This is a genomic window from Pseudomonas saxonica (assembly GCF_007858365.1).
Taxonomy (GTDB): Bacteria; Pseudomonadota; Gammaproteobacteria; order Pseudomonadales; family Pseudomonadaceae; genus Aquipseudomonas; species Aquipseudomonas saxonica.
In genome coordinates this window covers 1414657-1431267 of sequence record NZ_VFIO01000001.1, presented here as the reverse complement: position 1 = coordinate 1431267, position 16611 = coordinate 1414657, and the positions used below count along the sequence as shown (strand labels likewise).

The 16611-nt window shown below is 56.5% G+C and carries 13 protein-coding genes; 10 read left to right on the top strand and 3 right to left on the bottom strand.

All coding sequences use genetic code 11. The features are described from left to right. Positions 1-289: 289 nt before the first annotated feature. The 3 genes from FJD38_RS06645 to FJD38_RS06635 all read right to left on the bottom strand — a co-directional run bounded on the left by FJD38_RS06645 (position 290) and on the right by FJD38_RS06635 (position 5072). Positions 290-1300 (bottom strand): helix-turn-helix transcriptional regulator, encoded by a 1011-nt coding sequence (locus FJD38_RS06645; protein WP_146384488.1) that lies wholly within the window; start codon positions 1298-1300, stop codon positions 290-292. A 94-nt stretch (positions 1301-1394) separates the two neighbouring features. After that, positions 1395-3506 (bottom strand): AAA family ATPase, encoded by a 2112-nt coding sequence (locus FJD38_RS06640; RefSeq protein ID WP_146384486.1) that lies wholly within the window; start codon positions 3504-3506, stop codon positions 1395-1397. A 693-nt stretch (positions 3507-4199) separates the two neighbouring features. Beyond that, on the bottom strand, positions 4200-5072 hold the full coding sequence (locus FJD38_RS06635) for a BrxR family helix-turn-helix transcriptional regulator (RefSeq protein ID WP_146384484.1): 873 nt from the start codon (positions 5070-5072) through the stop codon (positions 4200-4202). Positions 5073-5192: 120 nt separating this feature from the next. On the opposite strand from FJD38_RS06635, the gene FJD38_RS06630 reads away from it, so the two are divergent. The 10 genes from FJD38_RS06630 to FJD38_RS06585 all read left to right on the top strand — a co-directional run bounded on the left by FJD38_RS06630 (position 5193) and on the right by FJD38_RS06585 (position 16575). Then, a complete protein-coding gene (locus FJD38_RS06630; protein ID WP_146384482.1) occupies positions 5193-5450 on the top strand; it encodes a hypothetical protein in 258 nt (85 codons plus the stop codon). Between the two features lie 8 nt (positions 5451-5458). Further along, positions 5459-6511, top strand: a complete 1053-nt coding sequence (locus FJD38_RS06625) for an ADP-ribosylglycohydrolase family protein (RefSeq protein ID WP_146384480.1) — start codon at positions 5459-5461, stop codon at positions 6509-6511. Between the two features lie 46 nt (positions 6512-6557). Then, a complete protein-coding gene (locus FJD38_RS06620; protein WP_146384478.1) occupies positions 6558-6761 on the top strand; it encodes a hypothetical protein in 204 nt (67 codons plus the stop codon). Between the two features lie 27 nt (positions 6762-6788). Continuing rightward, on the top strand, positions 6789-7187 hold the full coding sequence (locus FJD38_RS06615) for a hypothetical protein (protein WP_146384476.1): 399 nt from the start codon (positions 6789-6791) through the stop codon (positions 7185-7187). A 182-nt stretch (positions 7188-7369) separates the two neighbouring features. Continuing rightward, the gene (locus tag FJD38_RS06610) at positions 7370-8482 is read left to right on the top strand and encodes an ankyrin repeat domain-containing protein (RefSeq protein WP_158637850.1); all 1113 of its coding nucleotides are present in this window, start codon (positions 7370-7372) and stop codon (positions 8480-8482) included. A gap of 35 nt (positions 8483-8517) precedes the next feature. Further along, the gene (locus FJD38_RS06605) at positions 8518-11553 is read left to right on the top strand and encodes a serine-rich family protein (RefSeq protein ID WP_146384472.1); all 3036 of its coding nucleotides are present in this window, start codon (positions 8518-8520) and stop codon (positions 11551-11553) included. An 11-nt stretch (positions 11554-11564) separates the two neighbouring features. Further along, on the top strand, positions 11565-12263 hold the full coding sequence (locus FJD38_RS06600; RefSeq protein WP_146384470.1) for a hypothetical protein: 699 nt from the start codon (positions 11565-11567) through the stop codon (positions 12261-12263). A 57-nt stretch (positions 12264-12320) separates the two neighbouring features. Then, entirely contained in the window at positions 12321-13067 is a 747-nt protein-coding gene (locus FJD38_RS06595; RefSeq protein ID WP_146384468.1) for a hypothetical protein, read from the top strand. After that, positions 13067-13696 carry a hypothetical protein gene (locus FJD38_RS06590; protein WP_146384467.1) on the top strand — a complete coding sequence of 210 codons (630 nt, stop codon included), beginning with the start codon at positions 13067-13069 and terminating at the stop codon, positions 13694-13696. Before FJD38_RS06595 ends, FJD38_RS06590 begins: the two co-directional genes overlap by 1 nt. A gap of 155 nt (positions 13697-13851) precedes the next feature. Next, complete coding sequence (locus tag FJD38_RS06585; protein WP_146384465.1) at positions 13852-16575, top strand: Hsp70 family protein; 2724 nt, start codon at positions 13852-13854, stop codon at positions 16573-16575. Positions 16576-16611 lie beyond the last annotated feature (36 nt).

Sequence of the window (16611 nt, the reverse complement as noted above, 5' to 3'; positions counted from 1 at the left end):
TCGCACGGCTGCACGACCGACCACAATGTAGCGGGCGGTTGATCAGGGTATTCTTTTATCCAGCTTTGGGCTGCTTGATGGATCAATTGATGCCAGTTACCGTCAGCGTATGGGCCTTCAATACCCCACATATCAACTACAAAAAACAGAGTGATCTTTTTAGGGCGACGAAGGTCGGGCGCAAATTCATGGGTGTCTGTCATTTAAAATCCTTAGCTATTTAGTAACGCAGATAAACCGTGATGACCGTATGCCGATAGCCGGCCATTTTTTCCAGCACGTTCCATTTTCATTCATACCCAGACGCCGCACTGCGCAGCTTCTCTGCGATCTGCTCGCGAAGACTCTGCGGCTTCTCAACAACCACCGCATTACCGAGCGACAGGATCCACCACTGCAGTTGCCAGCTATCGCTAATCGTCGCAGTAACGCGATAACCGTCACCATTACCAAGATCGGTCAGGGCCATATCGACACTCAGCGGAGTTTCCCGGAGTAGCCGCGCCTGTTTTTCGCTGAGCCAGGCTTGGAAAGAAATTCGTTCGGTCTTGCCGAATTGCAGAGCATCCGTGCTCAGGTAGATTTTAAGATTAAAGTCCTTCAGCCCCTGCGTTGCGGTGGGTAGGAGAGCCAGTTCGCGGAATCTGTGTACCGCATACTGGCGAACGTCGGTGTAGGGATGAGCAGTGCCAATCAGGTAAGTGATCAGGCCACGTTGCACCAAGGCCAGAGGGTTGAGTGTCAGCTGGCTGAGTTTGTCAGTATGTGCGGAGTAGTACTGGCACTGCAGCTGCTTTTCCTCCAGCAAGGCCTGTTGCAACGTCTCCAGGATCTCTTCGGGAATATCCGGCGCCTGCAGGTTCAAGTCCGGGCTCACGCTGGCCACTTTATCCAGCCAGCGGGCAGCGTGATTCTCCTCGCCCAGGGTCTTGAGTTTTTGTCGAGCGTGGCTGAAGCGCTGCTCCAGCACCCTTAGCATGCTTTTGGGTAGAAGGGGACGGATCGCGTCTTCGACTAAAGCCAGACTCAAAGCCTCGGTCAGTGTAATGCCCTGTAGCTCGACGCTGACGCCGGGTTTCCAGTACCAACCGTAAGGCGCGCTTGCGTCGTTGCATTGCAGGGGAAACATCAACGACAAATCAATCAAATCACGTTCAATCGTGCGCTTGCTGATGGTGTAACCCGCCGACTGCAGGCGCGTGGTGATTTCGGAGGTGGTAATGCCGGGTGATTTCGACGGCAACTGACGAAGCAATTCCCACTGACGACTGACAGTGGAATGGGCTTTGGCGGAGGGCAAGACAGGCATCCTTGAGTAGTGCTTAAGCTCAGCATGGCGGCAAGGGCGCTATATGGCAATATGCCATTTAGCGCCCGCCGTGAAGTCAGCGCTGCTAATGGACGAAGCCGATGGGTCGCTGCTGCCCGGCAGTCTTGAGGCGAGATTCGGCGATCAGCGCACTGGCCAGCTCGTTCGCGGTCGCGAAGGGCTTGAAGCGTGCCCGCCGGGCTACTGATGCGAAGTCACCGGGTGTCAATTGCTGTTCGTTTTTCAAGCGCAGACCTGCTGCCTTGACGGGGTCCTTGAGCTTAAGTGCCAGCAGGTGGGCGCCGAACAACTGTTGCACTTGCGGCTGAGCGAGGTAGCCAAAGTGAATCTTCATATCGAAGCGGCGCAGCGAGGCTTCGTCCAGATCACTGATCAGGTTCGTAGAAGCAATAAACAGACCGCGATAGCTTTCCATCTGGGTGAGCATTTCGTTGACAGCTGTTACCTCCCAGCTTTGCCGGGCCTTGCGGCGATCCTGCAGAAAGCTGTCGACTTCATCGAGTAGCAAAACCGAGCCATCCTGACTGGCCTTTTCAAAGGCTTTGGCCAGATTTTGTTCGGTCTGGCCCACGTAAGGTGAAACCAGGTCCGATACACGCTGCACCATCAGCGGCCTGTCCAGCTCCTGTGCCAGCCAGCAGCCGAAGGCGGTTTTGCCCGTGCCGGGTGGCCCATAAAAGCACAAGCGAGCTTCTGCATGTTTGCGCAGGCCTTCGACGAGTCCGTCGAGTGACACGTCGGCGTTGATCAGATCGGGTGAATAGAAACTCGGCAGCCGCTGGCCATGTGCGGCTTCCAGCTTTTCAAAACCTTGGGCTTTGAGCGTGCTATCGACCAGGCACTCGACCGTCGCATCGAGTGTTTTGCCAGCGCGGGGATTAAGGCTGCGGGCGATGTGCACTGCGCGGGTGAGCACTGCCGGTGTGGCATGCTCGTGATCGACGAGCTTCTCTACGAGTTCGTTGCCTAGCTTGTTGGCGCTGCAGTCCCTGACGATTTGCTCGCGTTGCGCCCGAGGCGGGTTGGGTAGCTCAATGATCAGATCGAAGCGACGGATATGTGCGGCGTCCAGTGATTCGACGCTGTTGCTCAACCAGAAGCAGGGCAGGGTGTTTTCCTCAAGCATCCGATTGATCCAGCCTTTTTGCGCCTTGCTTCGAGCGCCGATACCCATGGGCATGGGGCTATCAAAGATATCTTCGATTTCGTCCAGGACCAGTAGCGAGTTGTGCGAGTGCAACACGCTCATGGCCGAGCGCAATGCGCACAGGCGCTGGTTAGCACTGACCGGATCACCGTCGCTGTCGGAACAGGCGATTTCATACAGGTCGGTATTCAGCGTCTTGGCAAGCAGGCGGCTGAGTTGCGTCTTGCCCGTCCCTGGCGGGCCGTAGAGCAGAATGTTCACCCCGATACGGCCTTCAGCCAGAGCCTTGCTCAGGTAGGCTTTGGCGATATCAACGTGCTGACGCAGGTGTTCGTAGTTGTCGAGCTGCAGAGTGCCTGGAGGGCTGAGTCTAAAGGCATACTTGAAGAGCTCGATGGGCTCTTCCTGATTGAAACGCATCAAGCCCGGCAGATCAGAATTACCCACGCTCAATCGGCTGCTCAGGGTGGTGACTGCGGAGGACATGGTATTGACCTCAAGCAACCCCGCCCGGACCAGTCGACCGTCGTTGCTCAGGTAATGCGTCAATTGCAGTTGCGGAATTTCCAGCAGGGCGCTGAGAGCAGCGAGCATGCGGTTGAAGCCGAGCATGCCCAGTAGGTCGGCAGCGTTATTGAGCGTCGGATCGGTTTGCATCAGGACGCAAAAACCGAGAATCCGCAGTTCTGCTGAATCCAGGCCCAGCAACTCCCCCAACGCGTCGAGATTATCCTCCAGCAGGTCAGGGTAATCGCAGTCGGTAAACGTCTCATCGAACAGCTTGCGCTCGCCCTTCAAGCGCAGCAGCGCCTGGCGCGGATTGAAATCATCTTCATCGATAAGGGCTTGCAGGCCAAGCTCGACGGCCAGGTCGTCATCGTTGAAGCCATGTCGCTGGATAAGATTCCGATGCCCGCCAAGCTCGAGCATCATCATGAACGACCACTTGAGCGTCAGGGTGCAGGTGTCCGCGTTGTGCGGGCCGGAACTACGTACTTTGCTGCGGTTCAGCGAACGCGGGATGGGCACGGCGACTTCTCCTGATACTGACGAGACACAATCATCAGCCTGGGGGGCGTCGTAATGTGTCGCGGTCACCCAGCACGGCAATATCGAGTGGGGGAGCGAGAACAAATTCCTTACGTCTTTTTACATCTTCGATCCTGGCGTTCAACCGCAACTTACATCGTCTTCCAATACTCGGCATGACCCCAACGGCGCACTACTGGCCGACCTCTACACCGTCTGGGGCAGTGCCAACCCGAAAGTGCTGGTCGAAAAGTAATCTTGCCATCCACAGGGCGCGCTCCTTCGGGCGCAACTTTATCGAGCCACTGACAAGCCCAATGTATGACGGGGACCGACAGGAGAGAGCTCGCTTTCTCCTGTCATCAGATACCTCTACACCTCGGCGCTCTATGAGGAAATTGCCGATGAAGATCATGAAGATCATGAAGATCATGAAGATCATGAAGATCATGAAGATCATGAAGATCATGAAGATCATGAGGATCTGGAGTTTGAGGACGAGATCCTGGAAATCCGATCTTACGATGTTTGGGAAGACGAAGATGTGTTGTTAGAAATTCCGTCCCTGGAAGCACGCTTCCGGCACGAACTGCTGCGTAAGTAAGGGGCGCTAAGCCTTCGTGGCGCTATTGGCAGGGAAGTAGAGGTTGATTACGTGCACCGTCCAGGTAATCAACCCGACTTGCGAACTAATCACTCATACAGCCACGCCTTCAATTCCTTGAGGTTAGTCACCACGATTTGCTGCGCCTCAGGGTTGGGGTCCATGTTTCTGTGGTCGATCTGATAGCGCTGCAATACATACTTCACCAGCGCCCTACGGCTGGGCACCACTAGCTGGCCATCAACCATGCCGAAGTCGGTTTCGATGATCGCCTTCTGCGCTGCGCTCAATCGCCCATCGGGCGCGATGATGACTGGTATTTCAGTATTCCAGTCTTCATCCAACTCACGGGTGTTCTCTGACGCATCAAGCAACCCCGGCTCACCTCGCAGTCGGCTAAGCACAAAATCCCGGTACTGGCCGTTCTTCTCGCAGTATGCGCGCACGTGCCAGCGCATGCCGGTGTAGACCAAGGTGTGCGGGGCTATGAGACGAGTATCGACCTCAGGGGTATTGAGTGACACGTATTCGGTTTCCAGGCGCAGACCATCGCGACAGGCTTTGAGCAGTGGGCGCAGGATCTCGGGGCGAATCGGCCGGTCCGGTACCTCCAACACCTTGGTGTGAGCGTAGGCCAGGGCGAGCCCATCAATGTGCGGGGCGCGTTCGTTGTTCTGGTAAAGCAGGTGCAAATAGGCGCTGGCGCTGTCGTCGATGAACTTTGGTTTGAAGTGCTTGCTGGGTACATAGCCCTTGATCTGCTTGTCATATGTCAAGTTTCGGGGCGCATGTTCGGTGATGTAGGTGTTGATGTCTTTTGACGCCTGCTGACGGCTGATGCCAAAGCTCTGGATCAAGTGTCCCGTGGTCAGCCGGCCCTCCCACCAGGCAACGGTCTCAATCAAACGATAGCGAAGTGCCAGGTCCCAGCGGACCTGTTCGATGGACTGCTTGCGTTTCATAACCTCTCCATGTGCGCGAATACTTTACCTGTATAAGTCTACATTCTAGACCTGTCGTAAATCACTACATATCGTGTGGCTGTCTGAAAAGACAAATTGAACTCACGGAAGGAAGTGGACATGAGTATGTCGCAAGCGGTTTCGACAGGTGCATTGGTGATGATGGGGGTAATCCTGCTGGTGCTTCTGCTGCAGTACCTGAGGCTGCGTGAGCTCTGGCAAATGGCTCTTGCCTGTCGAAAGGACGCGCGCTGGGTACGGATTTGGGAGATGGAGAACCGGGAACTGCGCTCGGCGCTGCGCGCTGAGAAAGCGCACATCGAGCAGTTGCAAAGAAAGCTGGTGATTTTGCAGGAATTGATCCCGGCAGAGGGATAAGGGAGGGCATGAACAGACTTGAACGGATCAAAGGTTGCCTGCTGGGTGGTGCCGTCGGCGATACGCTAGGCGCCCCAGTGGAGTTTCTCGAGTGGCCTGCAATCGAAGCTAAGTTCGGTCCACAGGGAGTCATCGATTTTGCCCCGGCTTACGGAATCACCGGTGCCATCACCGACAACACCCAGATGATGCTTTTCACTGCAGAAGGCTTGCTGCGGGCTTATGTGCGCGGCAGTTCACGAGGGGCTTGCCACGTCCCCAGCATCATTCATCATGCATTGCTGCGCTGGCTGATGACCCAGGATTACCCTACCGCGATACCGGTCAGCAGGGACGGGTGGCTGATCGAGCAACTGGCGCTCTGGTCTCGCCGCACCTCTGGCACTACCTGCCTCGCTGCACTTAAGGCCAGTCCACGGCTGGGGGCTGTCGCGGAGAACAACAGCAAAGGCTGTGGTGCCGTGATGCGTGTCGCACCCTGCGCATTTTTTGCTAATGCCTTTGACTACGCCGCCCAGTCAGGGCGCCTGACCCATGGGCACCCCACGGGCTATCTGGCTGCTGGGTTGTTCGCCGATATTCTCCAGCGCATTGTCGACCGGCAAGACAGCCTGGAGCACGCAGTCACTCAAAGCTTGGCCAAATACGGGCAAATGCCCGGTATGGAAGAAACACGTATCCTCATTGAGCGCGTACTTTTCTTCTTTTACGAGGGCTACCAGCCCACCCCACAACGCATAGCCGAGCTCGGTGGCGGTTGGGTCGCCGAAGAGGTGCTGGCTATTGGGTTGTGGTGCGCTTTGGCGGCGCACTCGTTTGAAGAGGGCGTGATCTCGGCGGTGAACCACAGTGGCGATAGCGACAGCACCGGGCTGATCGCCGGGCATCTGTTGGGTGTTCAGTATGGTGCTGCGGCGATTCCTGCTCGGTGGTACGCACAACTGGAACTGCGTGAGGTGATCGAGCAAATGGCCGAGGATATTGAACGTGTTCCGCGGGAGTACTGTGGGTATGACGGAGAGTTCGATCAGCAGATCGAGCAGATGTATCCCGGCGGGTGAGAGAGTTGATGGAGTCGACTATGGGTAAGTTTTCAGGAGAACTGTGATGCCAATTAAACCCAAGCCTTTCACCTTTGTTTGTGATGACTGTGGCTGGAAAAAAACTGTAGCACCACGCAGCGATGCATTGGGCCCCGGTGACTGGTTCGCTCACTGCCCCAAATGTGGCAGCGAGGCGTTGAGTCATCGGCGAGCGGGCATTATTGATCGCTCGGTGGCTGAATGGCTGGCGCGACTGCGGCGCTTTTGAGTGCTCGTAGGTACGCAAGGTAATGTCATGATGATATCGTTGGGCGCCCTGCAGTGGCCGTCACTTCTGGCTGCTGTTGGAGTGGTGCTGCAAGGAAAAGGGATGTTGGTGTTCATAGCAATTATCGTCGCACTGATTGGCTTCGCCGCTATGTCTCGGCTGTTCAAGACTGTTCTTTCCTTGTTCGTGGGGTACTTTGTCTATTGCCTCTATCTGCATGGCGGTAGGGCCGATCTGGAACAGGCGTCGATCTTTCTGACGCTGATGGCCGGGGGTATTGACCTGTTGATCCTCGGTGGCGTTCGTGCTGTTGATCGCAGTGTTTTATGGCGTGAAAAACGCTATCGCAAGCCGATCTTGGGTCAAGGCATGAGTGACCTTGTATATCCAGGGGGGCGCTCAAGAAGTCGATCGCTCGGCCGATAGTGAACATGCTGCGGGCCCGTTTACGGGCTGAATCTTGCGCAATCTGATCACACACGGACGAGCCTCATGTTTTGTTCCTTTTTGCAGGTTAGGTGGCTGTCGCTAGATCACACCCGGCTTGCGGCCCTTGCAAGTCGCTCTGTTATTGACTCATGCCCACCGGAAAATGGAAGCCCCGCGTCATGAACGCTCGCTACTCATCTATCGTCAAAGTTCCGAAAGCACCGGTGCCTTTTCTCGCCATTGATGTGGGTCGTATCGACGAGTCCGAACACGTCTGGTATGAGCGGGTCTCGCAGTTCGTCCGGCACTGGGCGTTCGATCATCCCGATCAAAAACCTGCAACTCTGTGGTCGCTGGAAACCTTGAGCGAGCTTTTTGAGGGGGGCTACGGTATTTACATCGCGACCAGTACGAAGCTGCCTGAAGACTTTATGATTCGCTTGGGGCGCTATCTGCGCCAAGAGCTGGGACAGGTAATCAGGTCTGCGAAAGGCGCCGATCTTAGAGGTGAGGACGACTGGCAACCGCTATTCCATTTCGAAGACGATAACGTCTGGACACCGCGCGACTTTGAGAACTGGCCCGCGCGCGATCTGACCCCCATCGAGCGCCCATCAACGGATGACGACAATCAGCGTGCTTACAACTTTCGGTCCGAACCTTATGTGCTGTCCGAGCAACAGCTCAACACACGTCAGTTCAAGGAGGCGTTGAGCTCGGGTGATGTCGGCGACCTCGATCGGTACATCCGCGAGCATTCGGCAATCCTTGGTTCGTCTGAAGCCTTTGAAAAGGGCAACACACCTTTGCACCTGGCCGCCGAGGCCGGTGAAGTGGAGGCATGCCGCGTGTTGTTCAGCTACGTTTCATCAGACATCAGAAACCATAGCGGACAAACCCCGTTGATCCAGCTGTGCATGTCCAGGCGCTTCAAACCCCATGCCGGTGTCGTCGAGCTATTCGCTTCGACCATCAATTACATCGACCAGTATTCGATGACTGCACTGATGCACGCGGCAGATGGGCAAATGATCAAAACCCGCATCGGTAACCTGCGTCTGGTAAAGCTGCTGGTCAATCAGAATGCCGACCTGCAAATGCTTGATGCTAAGGGTAGAACCGCTCTGGGGCGAGCGACTGCGCGTAATCTCACAGGTAAACCGGATGCCAATATCGAGGTGATCGAGTGGCTTCGAACAAAGACCTACGAGCAATCCGTGGACCGCTACTTCCGCACACACTACGACCATTATTTCGATGAGAAAGGTCTCCTCAATATCCGTAAGCGCTGAGCGCTTGAGACTTTCTCATGGATTGGGAACATTGAATGAATGCCAAATACGATCCAACTACCGTTGAGTTGAAAAGCCTTACGCCGATGGCCAATGACTTGCCGCGCATTGACTGGGACGCGCCGAATTTCGCTGAGCTGGTTCGCCTGCCCAAGGTGCCTGACAGTCAGATCAGTTACCGGATGCTGCACATCAGCGAAATTGGTGAGGGTAAGCCTGATGCCTACCGCCAGGCGATGACCAACGTCATTTCGTGCCTGAACAGCACCTCGTGCGCCAGCGTCTACATCTTGTCAGGTCGGCCCGAGGGTATCGACCTGTACCTGGGCGTTGCGACGTCCTCCAAGGATATTGATATTCCAGACGCCTCGAAAATGCTGCGGGCAACCTTCGAGGGCAACTTTCTGGGCGCCAGACTGGAAGACGTCAGGGACGATGACGAGCAGTTTCAACACCTTTATCGCGACAGCCGTCATCTGGGCATGATTACGGGCGTGCCATCGTTCAACGATAGCGAGAGAGCGGCAGAAGAGGACTTTCAGGGCGTCGAGCGGCTGGCTAACAGCCTGGTCGGAGAGACTTGGCAACTGACCATCTATGCAGAGCCGGGCACGGACGATGACGTTCGCGCCACACTCGACAGCGTCTACAACCTATCGACACTGCTGTCGGCCCATATCAAGCAGTCGGTGCAACAGTCTGAGAACAGCGGCTGGCAGAGCACCCGGACCACCGGTACCTCGACCAACGACACCAATGGCACCTCGAAGACTTATGTCCGGGGTACCAACATGAGCGCCACCAATAACTCCGGTCGTGCTGATAGCAGCAACAGCAAGTCGATCCAGAAAGGTACAAACGAGTCCACTAACACCGGCACCAATGATTCAGTGTCCACGGGTAGCAGTGACTCTTTGGCCAACGGCACCAGCGGCGGCCAAAGCCTGGCCATGACTCGAGAGCGCACCGACAAGCGTGCGGAAGAACTGCAAAAACACCTGAGCGAAACCCTGATCGAGCGTTTCCTGCAGGGCCGAAGCAAAGGCATGTACCGCACTGCCATTTATGTCAGTGCCGAGACCCGAAGCACCTTCGAACGTCTTTCTCGCGGGTTGATTTCGACCTTCCAGGGCAATAACTCAAGCGTGACGCCGCTGCGGGTTCACAAGTTGCAGTCTGGAACCAGCTTTAACCTGTCGGAGTTATTGCAGCTACGGCGTTTGAAAAACAAAGGTATTTCTGCGGACAACTGCGTTGCCCACAGTGCGCCGCTACTTCCGGGCGGTGAGCTGCTCGGCGCAACCTGGCTAAACATCGAAGAGTTGGCGCTGGTTGCCGGTTTGCCAAGCCTAGAGCTGCCAGGATTGAAGATTCGCAAGAACGTCGACTTTGCCCTCAATACGGGCACCGATGCTTCCAGCACCGATCAAACATTGAAAATCGGCAAGATCATCCAGCATGGTCGACTGCTCAAACACAAACCGGTCAGCCTGCCGCTCAAGGAGCTGTCCAAGCACGTCTTCGTGACCGGTGTGACGGGGGCAGGGAAAACCACCACGTGCATGAACCTGCTACTTGAGTCCAAGTTGCCATTCATGGTGATCGAGCCGGCCAAGACGGAGTACCGCGCCTTGCACGGTCGCGGGGTTGAAGTCGACTACTACACCCTGGGCCGCGAAGACCTGACGCCATTTCGTCTCAACCCATTCGAGCTGGTGTCCAGCCGACAGAACCTGGCCAGTCATATCTCGGTGCTGAACGCCACGCTGGCGGCGGTTTTTCCTATGGAAGCGGCGATGCCCTCGATTGTCGAAGAGGCGATCATCGAGGCTTACAAGGCCAAGGGTTGGGATATCCATAGTACGCAGAACTTCCTACTCGACGACCCGTGGACGAATGGCAGTGATGCCTGGCCGACCTTCTCCGACATGATCGCCAAGCTGGATAAGGTGATCACCTCCAAGAAAATGGGACACGAGTTCGAAGAAAAGTACCGGGGCTCACTAGTGGCACGTCTGACTAGCCTGACCCTGGGCGTCAAAGGGCGGATGCTCAACTCGCGCTACTCGATGAACTTCGACCAATTACTCGATCGCCACGTTGTGATCGAAATGGAAGAGATCAAGGACGAGAAGGATAAGGCCCTGCTGATGGGCTTGATCATCAATCGTCTGGCCGAGTGCATGAAGCAGCGGCACCGAATCCAGCCGGCCTTCCAGCATTTGACCCTGATCGAAGAGGCTCACCGCCTCCTGTCGCGGCCAGAACCTGGAGATGCCGAGTCGAAAAAAATGGGCGTCGAGATGTTCGCCAACCTGCTCGCGGAAGTGCGCAAGTATGGCGAAGGCCTGATCATTGCCGATCAGATCCCGAACAAGCTGATCGCCGATGTGATCAAGAACACTAATACCAAAATCGTCCACCGCCTGTTCGCTGCCGACGACCGAAAAATTATTGGCGATGCCATTGGCTTGAGCGAGGAGCAGCAGGCGTTTCTACCGCTGCTTAAACCGGGCGAAACTATCGTCTATTGCGGTGGCTGGCACGGCGCGGTACGGGTTCAGATCGAGCAGATCGCTGAAACCGACGCGGCGGAAATTCCCGAGGAAACGATCAAGCAGCGCGGTCGGCTTCAGCTCTGGGAGCAACGTCAAAAACTGCTGCCGCGATTGGCAGCAGACCCTTTGATGAGCAATCCGGATCACCTGGCACAGGCCCTGGAAAAAGGCTGCTTGCTGATCAACATGTTTCTGACGCTCAACCACCTGCGTATGCACGCGACTAGCTCTAAACCGCTGCATGCACGCATCGCTCAGCGCTTCGGCGTTGAGTCTCGGGCGTTGTGTGATGCGCTCGTGCAGACGCCGGAGCAAGTGTTCGGGTTATTGACCAAGGTCTTCGAGGACTGCGCCAGCATCCCCGGTTGGTACGAAAACGATTGGGCCCTCATTCGCCCGCTGCTTGATCAAGCATTCAACGCGTTAGGTGACTCGCTGGAAGCCTTTGAGACGGTCTGTGCACAACGGCCGATGAAGGGGCTAGAACTTCTTCAATCTTTCGACTCAATCTAGGAATCTGAACCATGGTATTTCCTCTCATAGCAGCAGCATTCAGTGCCGTCGCCAGCGTAGTCGCCGCCGTTACGCCGGTCATTGCTTCCATTGGTCCGGCTGTCGCCAGTTTCTGCACCACGGTGTTGCCCAAGGTCGTACCGGTTCTGATCGGTAACTTGGAAAAACTCAACACCTTCGTCAGTGTGGTCCAAGCGGTGCTGCAGGTCATTGGGATTTTCAAACCTGGTGAGCAGATCAAGGATATTGGTGATCGAGCCATTCAGGCTGCAAGCCAGGACATTAAGCCAGAGAACTTCGACAGTTTCGAAGCGTACATGGAAGAAATCCGTGCTTTTGAACTTGATCCTACCAAGACCGAAAGCATCACCGATGTTGAAAAATATGCTGCTGGCCTGGCAATCGGCGCCCAGTGTATGGATGAAAAATTCAATGTGCGTGAAGGTACTATGGCCAACCTATGGCCGCTGGTGGCGAACAATCCGGAGTACTTCAGTAGCACACGTTTGACCTCGCTGCTGGGCTCCACAACCGACGTAATCAGCCTGCTCAAATACTTCGAAGGCGGTCTCGGCCCGGCCGCCGCCGCAGAAACCGAAGGCAAAATTATTGCTGCGGAAAAAAACATGGCACCGGATAAAACCGAAGAAGCCATCTACGTGCAGCTGGACGCGGCGGTTGAACACTTCAAAAAGCCTGAGTCAGTCTGATAACCGAGCCCCACGCGTCGGTTTCGGCGCGTGGTGGCCATTGATTGGGACAGTCCTGTGTCTACCGAGAAATACGCTTTAGTGCTGAGGGGCGACCAAGTTGCCTGCTTCGAATCAACGACCGCAGTTAATGAACAGTGGAAAGTCACGTTGATCAATGGTGAACCGTGGGTGTCGCTGAGCAGCCATTCAGCGCAAACCGCAGGCTCCGTGCTCAAGCAATTGAGTGAGCGCCGAAACCTACGCAAGCAGTTGGCGCAGGTGCACATCACCCTAATCTACGAGCAGGTCTCAGCAGGGTATCTGGCTGACGTTTCCAGGGCACTCACCGAGTTGCAATGCTCAAGCTGGGAGGTTCTGCGTTATGAGCCACTGGCTGAGCGCATCACGTTGCCACAGGGTGAACTCCCACGTCCGTACGATGGTGCTTGGCTGGTCGAGCACCTGCTGCAGCCGGGTTTGGCTCAACCGGTACAAGAGTCCGTTGCAAGTCCCACGACCAGCGTGAATGGCATGTCTGAATTACCGGGTGTCGAGTTGCTGCAACTCTATCTGCCGCTGCTGTTCCAGAACTTCTGGTCCAGTATCAGCCCGCAGGATCTCGCGTTCATGTCCGGCTCGCTGCAGATCCCGGACGTCGAGTCGCCTTATCCCGAGCCTTCGCTGGAGGCCATCGCGGTGCTGCGTCGACGCTTCCTGAAACTGCCGGCCGCACAACGCAGTACGGTGTTGGGATTCGCTCAGGAGCTGACCTACAAACTCAAGGTGCGGACACAGCTGCGTGACCTGCTGGAGGTGTTTTGATGAGTGAGCTTTCCTCGCATGTGGCGAAAGAAGAATGGTTGCGGGAGGCACTGATCAAACTGCTGGAACGCGACACCAAGGTTCACCAGTTGGTGCTTGATATCGTCGCCTCGTCGGCGGCTGCGGGTGAGCCAGCCCCTGAACCAGTGCCTCTGCCTGTGGCCGTGATTCCGCTGACACTGCACGAGCGTCCGCAAGATTCACTACGCGAGCAGTTGGTCGCGCAGTTGGCCTTGCTTAAAACACTCTCAGCCGATGAGGAACTGAGCGCCGCCTGGCTCCTCGAAAGCGAAAGCGAAGGGCAACAACTGACGCGTTTGTTGGCCACAGCCGCTCAGTGGGAGCGCCTGCTCGAACTCTGGGACCTGCTGGCCGAACGCTGCAAATCGCAGGCACGCCCGGCAAATGCTGCTGAGCTGCACATCCTTGAAGGATGTCTGGATATCCACAACCTGATCTGGCGCGATCGCCAGGCGCAGCTGTGCTGCGTGGAGGCTGGCGCTGAATACGACTACCGCCTGCACCAGCGTTCGACGCTCCGAGGGGAAGTGATTAGGGCGCAGTGGTTGCCTGGCCTGGCCAACGCCGGAGGTGAGCGTCAGCGCTTGCCGCTGGCGGCAACTGAGTAGAGACCTGCGCCCGCCGGGCCGCCAGCACATTGATTGCCGTTTAAAAATAGAGCCGTATCTGACCAATGACCATGACCCAGGCGTCGTCGTTACCTGCTTTGCTCAGTCACTTGATCGGGTTGTTGAAGCAGGTCGAAATATTAAAGGAATGCCATATGTCGGGGCGTACACCACCCTATGCTCGCAATGCGTTTGTGGCGAGTTTGCGCAGTCAATGTGCGTCTGAAATTGCCGCTTCGCGGTATTGGTGGGTGAAGTTTCCCCAAGAGTCCGCCTCGAAGCTGTACGACACGCAAAGTCGCCTGATATGGGATGACGACGTCCCCTCCAGAGCCGTCTATAGCCTGTCTGTTGCAGAGGAGATCCTTGAGCAAAAACTGATCATGGGCACTCCTCCGTGGCGTTTACCTTCCAGGGTTGAGCTAATTGATTTTGCTTCAACCGAGGGTAACCCTCTGCGCGTAGGCTCTTCAAAAGCGTTACTAGGGCAAGAGTTTTGGTTGTCGCAGGAGGGGATGGTCGATGTTGATAGCGATTGGGTTTATGCCGATGGGTTCGGTTGTCTGATTGCGTGCAGCGACCAGGTAAGCCACCTCGACACCCAGCAATTTGTGACCCACGCCATCCAGCGCGGCTGGAGCCTGACATCGCTTGATGCCAACCACAAAAAGGACCCTTTAGCGATTATGAATACCCCAGCACCTGACTTGGCCAGCCTGTACCGCGACGTCGATTACCGCATTTGCCGTCTACCCAAACTCAGTGATGCACAGTTCAGTGACCCGAACCTGGGCATTTGGGAGTTCTGTGGCGAAGACCCGACAGAGCTGAGCCAGGCCAAATTGCGCGCGCGTGACCCGGTGACGGACGTCAAGGACTGGAACATCGCCATCGACTTCGGCACCAGCAGCAGTGTGGTGGCCTACGACGACAATGGCCGTTACAAGCTGCTGCGTATCGGCGCCAAGGATCATTGGGAAAAAGAGCAGCCCGAGCATTACGAAAACCCAACGGTGCTTGAGTTCATCGACTTGCGGAGCAGCCTGGAAACCTGGAACTCGGAGGCGTACCGTCCCAACCTGAACTGGGACAACGTGCGCTGTTCCCATGAAGCCTTGCACAGCCTGCGCAATAACGGCAGCGACCCCAAGGTGGTCGCCAGCATCCTGTCCAAGATCAAGCACTGGGCATTACGCCATGGCTCGGACAACCTCACCCGCATCGCCGATAGGGTGAATGGTTACGAATACCCACTGCCAGCCCTGACCAAGCGTGATGTGGTCAAAGGCAAGCCGCTGACCGTCAGCCAGGATGATCCGCTCGACCCGATCGAGTTGTATGCCTGGTACCTGGGCATGGCAATCAACTGGCGCAGCCGCGGGCTCTTTTTGCGGTACTACATGACGTTCCCCGTCGCCTACACCCGGGAACTCAAAGAGACGATCCTGATGTCGTTCCGCAGAGGCTTGCAGCGCAGCCTGCCACCTCAGTTGCTTGAAAGTGAGGTGTTTAAAGAGTTCTGTGTCGAAGAACTGGCCAACGAGCCGGCCGCGTACGCCGCCGCGGCGTTGCCAAAACTGGGCATCGAGCCAACCGAGGAGGGCATTGCCTACGGGGTGTTCGATTTCGGTGGTGGCACCACGGACTTCGACTTTGGTCGTTACCGTTTGCCCACCGCAGACGAAGAGGACGAAGGCTGGGAGGAGGTGTTCGAGCATTACGGCAATGCCGGGGACGCTTACCTTGGCGGTGAAAATCTGCTCGAAAACATGGCCTACCTGGTATTTCGCCACAACATTGAACTCTGCCGTACCAAACGCATTGGCTTCGTCCGCCCATTGGACGCCGAGGACTTCCCGGGTTCGGAAATGTTCCTGCTCGACAGTCAAAGTGCCTCGACCAACAGCGTGATGTTGTTGTCACGCTTGCGCCCACTCTGGGAGCAGGGAGCCCTGCCGGAGAAGAACGGCGTACTGAAACTGCCGCTGCTCAACCGCGACGGCGAAAAAATCGAAAGCGAACTGGCCGTCCCGGTGGACAAGCTAGTGAGCTACCTGACCGACCGCATCGGCCTGGGCATTCAGAATTTTTTCAGCGCCATGAACAAAGCCTTCACCGGGCATTCGGTGGAAAGTGTGCACGTGCTGCTGGCGGGTAATAGCAGTCGCTCGGCAATTGTGCAGAAGTTGTTTGAGGCGGTGGCCGGTGGCGCTGACAAAGATCAGGCAGTGACCAAAGATAGCCCCGCGGCCATTTTGGGTAGTGCTACAACGCTGAGTGGACTCCTTACGGCGACCATGTTGTCCCCAGCGGGTTCCATCAAACCGCCCCAGCCCCCCGTGCGATCAGAGTCAGTCAGCGCTCGTGCGACGGATGAGTCGGTTCCAATGATCATCGTCCACCAGCCACTGGTCTCCAACCCGGACCAGCCCTACAGCCCCAACGGCAAAACCGGCGTCGCCATCGGCCTGCTGCGCCTGGCGCCCGGTAGCCCGGTCAAAGTGATCTCCAACATCACCCGCGACACCGAAGAAGCCCCATTCGCCCATTACGTCGGTCGTGTACAGCGAGGCAAGTTCAGTCCAGGGCTGCAGCAAGGCGACACCTACCACACCTGGAAAGAAATCGGCGTCCCCCGGGACCGCGTCTTCAACCTGTTCCATTCCCAATCTCCAAGAGCCCATACCGGCGAAATGCTTGAAGGCGAAAGCGGCCTCCACAAACACCGTCTCAGCATCGCCGGCGACCATCAGGGCCACCGGGTATACGCCAAGGCAATCGGCCCGCATCAGGTGCAACTGTGTACGGCCAGTTCGTTGGAGGCGTTGGAGGCAGGGGATTGCAGTGTGATTGATGCGTTGGATTTGGCGAAGGTTTAGGGCAGGGTGGCGGTTTTGTTTGGAGGCGGGGGGCGA

Bases quoted from the DNA above. Each gene is read 5' to 3' on its own strand.
- FJD38_RS06590 (WP_146384467.1), top strand. From the start codon at position 13,067: ATGAGTGAGCTTTCCTCGCATGTGGCGAAAGAAGAATGGTTGCGGGAG.
- FJD38_RS06615 (WP_146384476.1), top strand. From the start codon at position 6,789: ATGATGATATCGTTGGGCGCCCTGCAGTGGCCGTCACTTCTGGCTGCT.
- FJD38_RS06600 (WP_146384470.1), top strand. From the start codon at position 11,565: ATGGTATTTCCTCTCATAGCAGCAGCATTCAGTGCCGTCGCCAGCGTA.
- FJD38_RS06620 (WP_146384478.1), top strand. From the start codon at position 6,558: ATGCCAATTAAACCCAAGCCTTTCACCTTTGTTTGTGATGACTGTGGC.
- FJD38_RS06610 (WP_158637850.1), top strand. From the start codon at position 7,370: ATGAACGCTCGCTACTCATCTATCGTCAAAGTTCCGAAAGCACCGGTG.
- FJD38_RS06605 (WP_146384472.1), top strand. From the start codon at position 8,518: ATGAATGCCAAATACGATCCAACTACCGTTGAGTTGAAAAGCCTTACG.
- FJD38_RS06635 (WP_146384484.1), bottom strand. From the start codon at position 5,072: ATGAAACGCAAGCAGTCCATCGAACAGGTCCGCTGGGACCTGGCACTT.
- FJD38_RS06630 (WP_146384482.1), top strand. From the start codon at position 5,193: ATGAGTATGTCGCAAGCGGTTTCGACAGGTGCATTGGTGATGATGGGG.
- FJD38_RS06625 (WP_146384480.1), top strand. From the start codon at position 5,459: ATGAACAGACTTGAACGGATCAAAGGTTGCCTGCTGGGTGGTGCCGTC.
- FJD38_RS06585 (WP_146384465.1), top strand. From the start codon at position 13,852: ATGTCGGGGCGTACACCACCCTATGCTCGCAATGCGTTTGTGGCGAGT.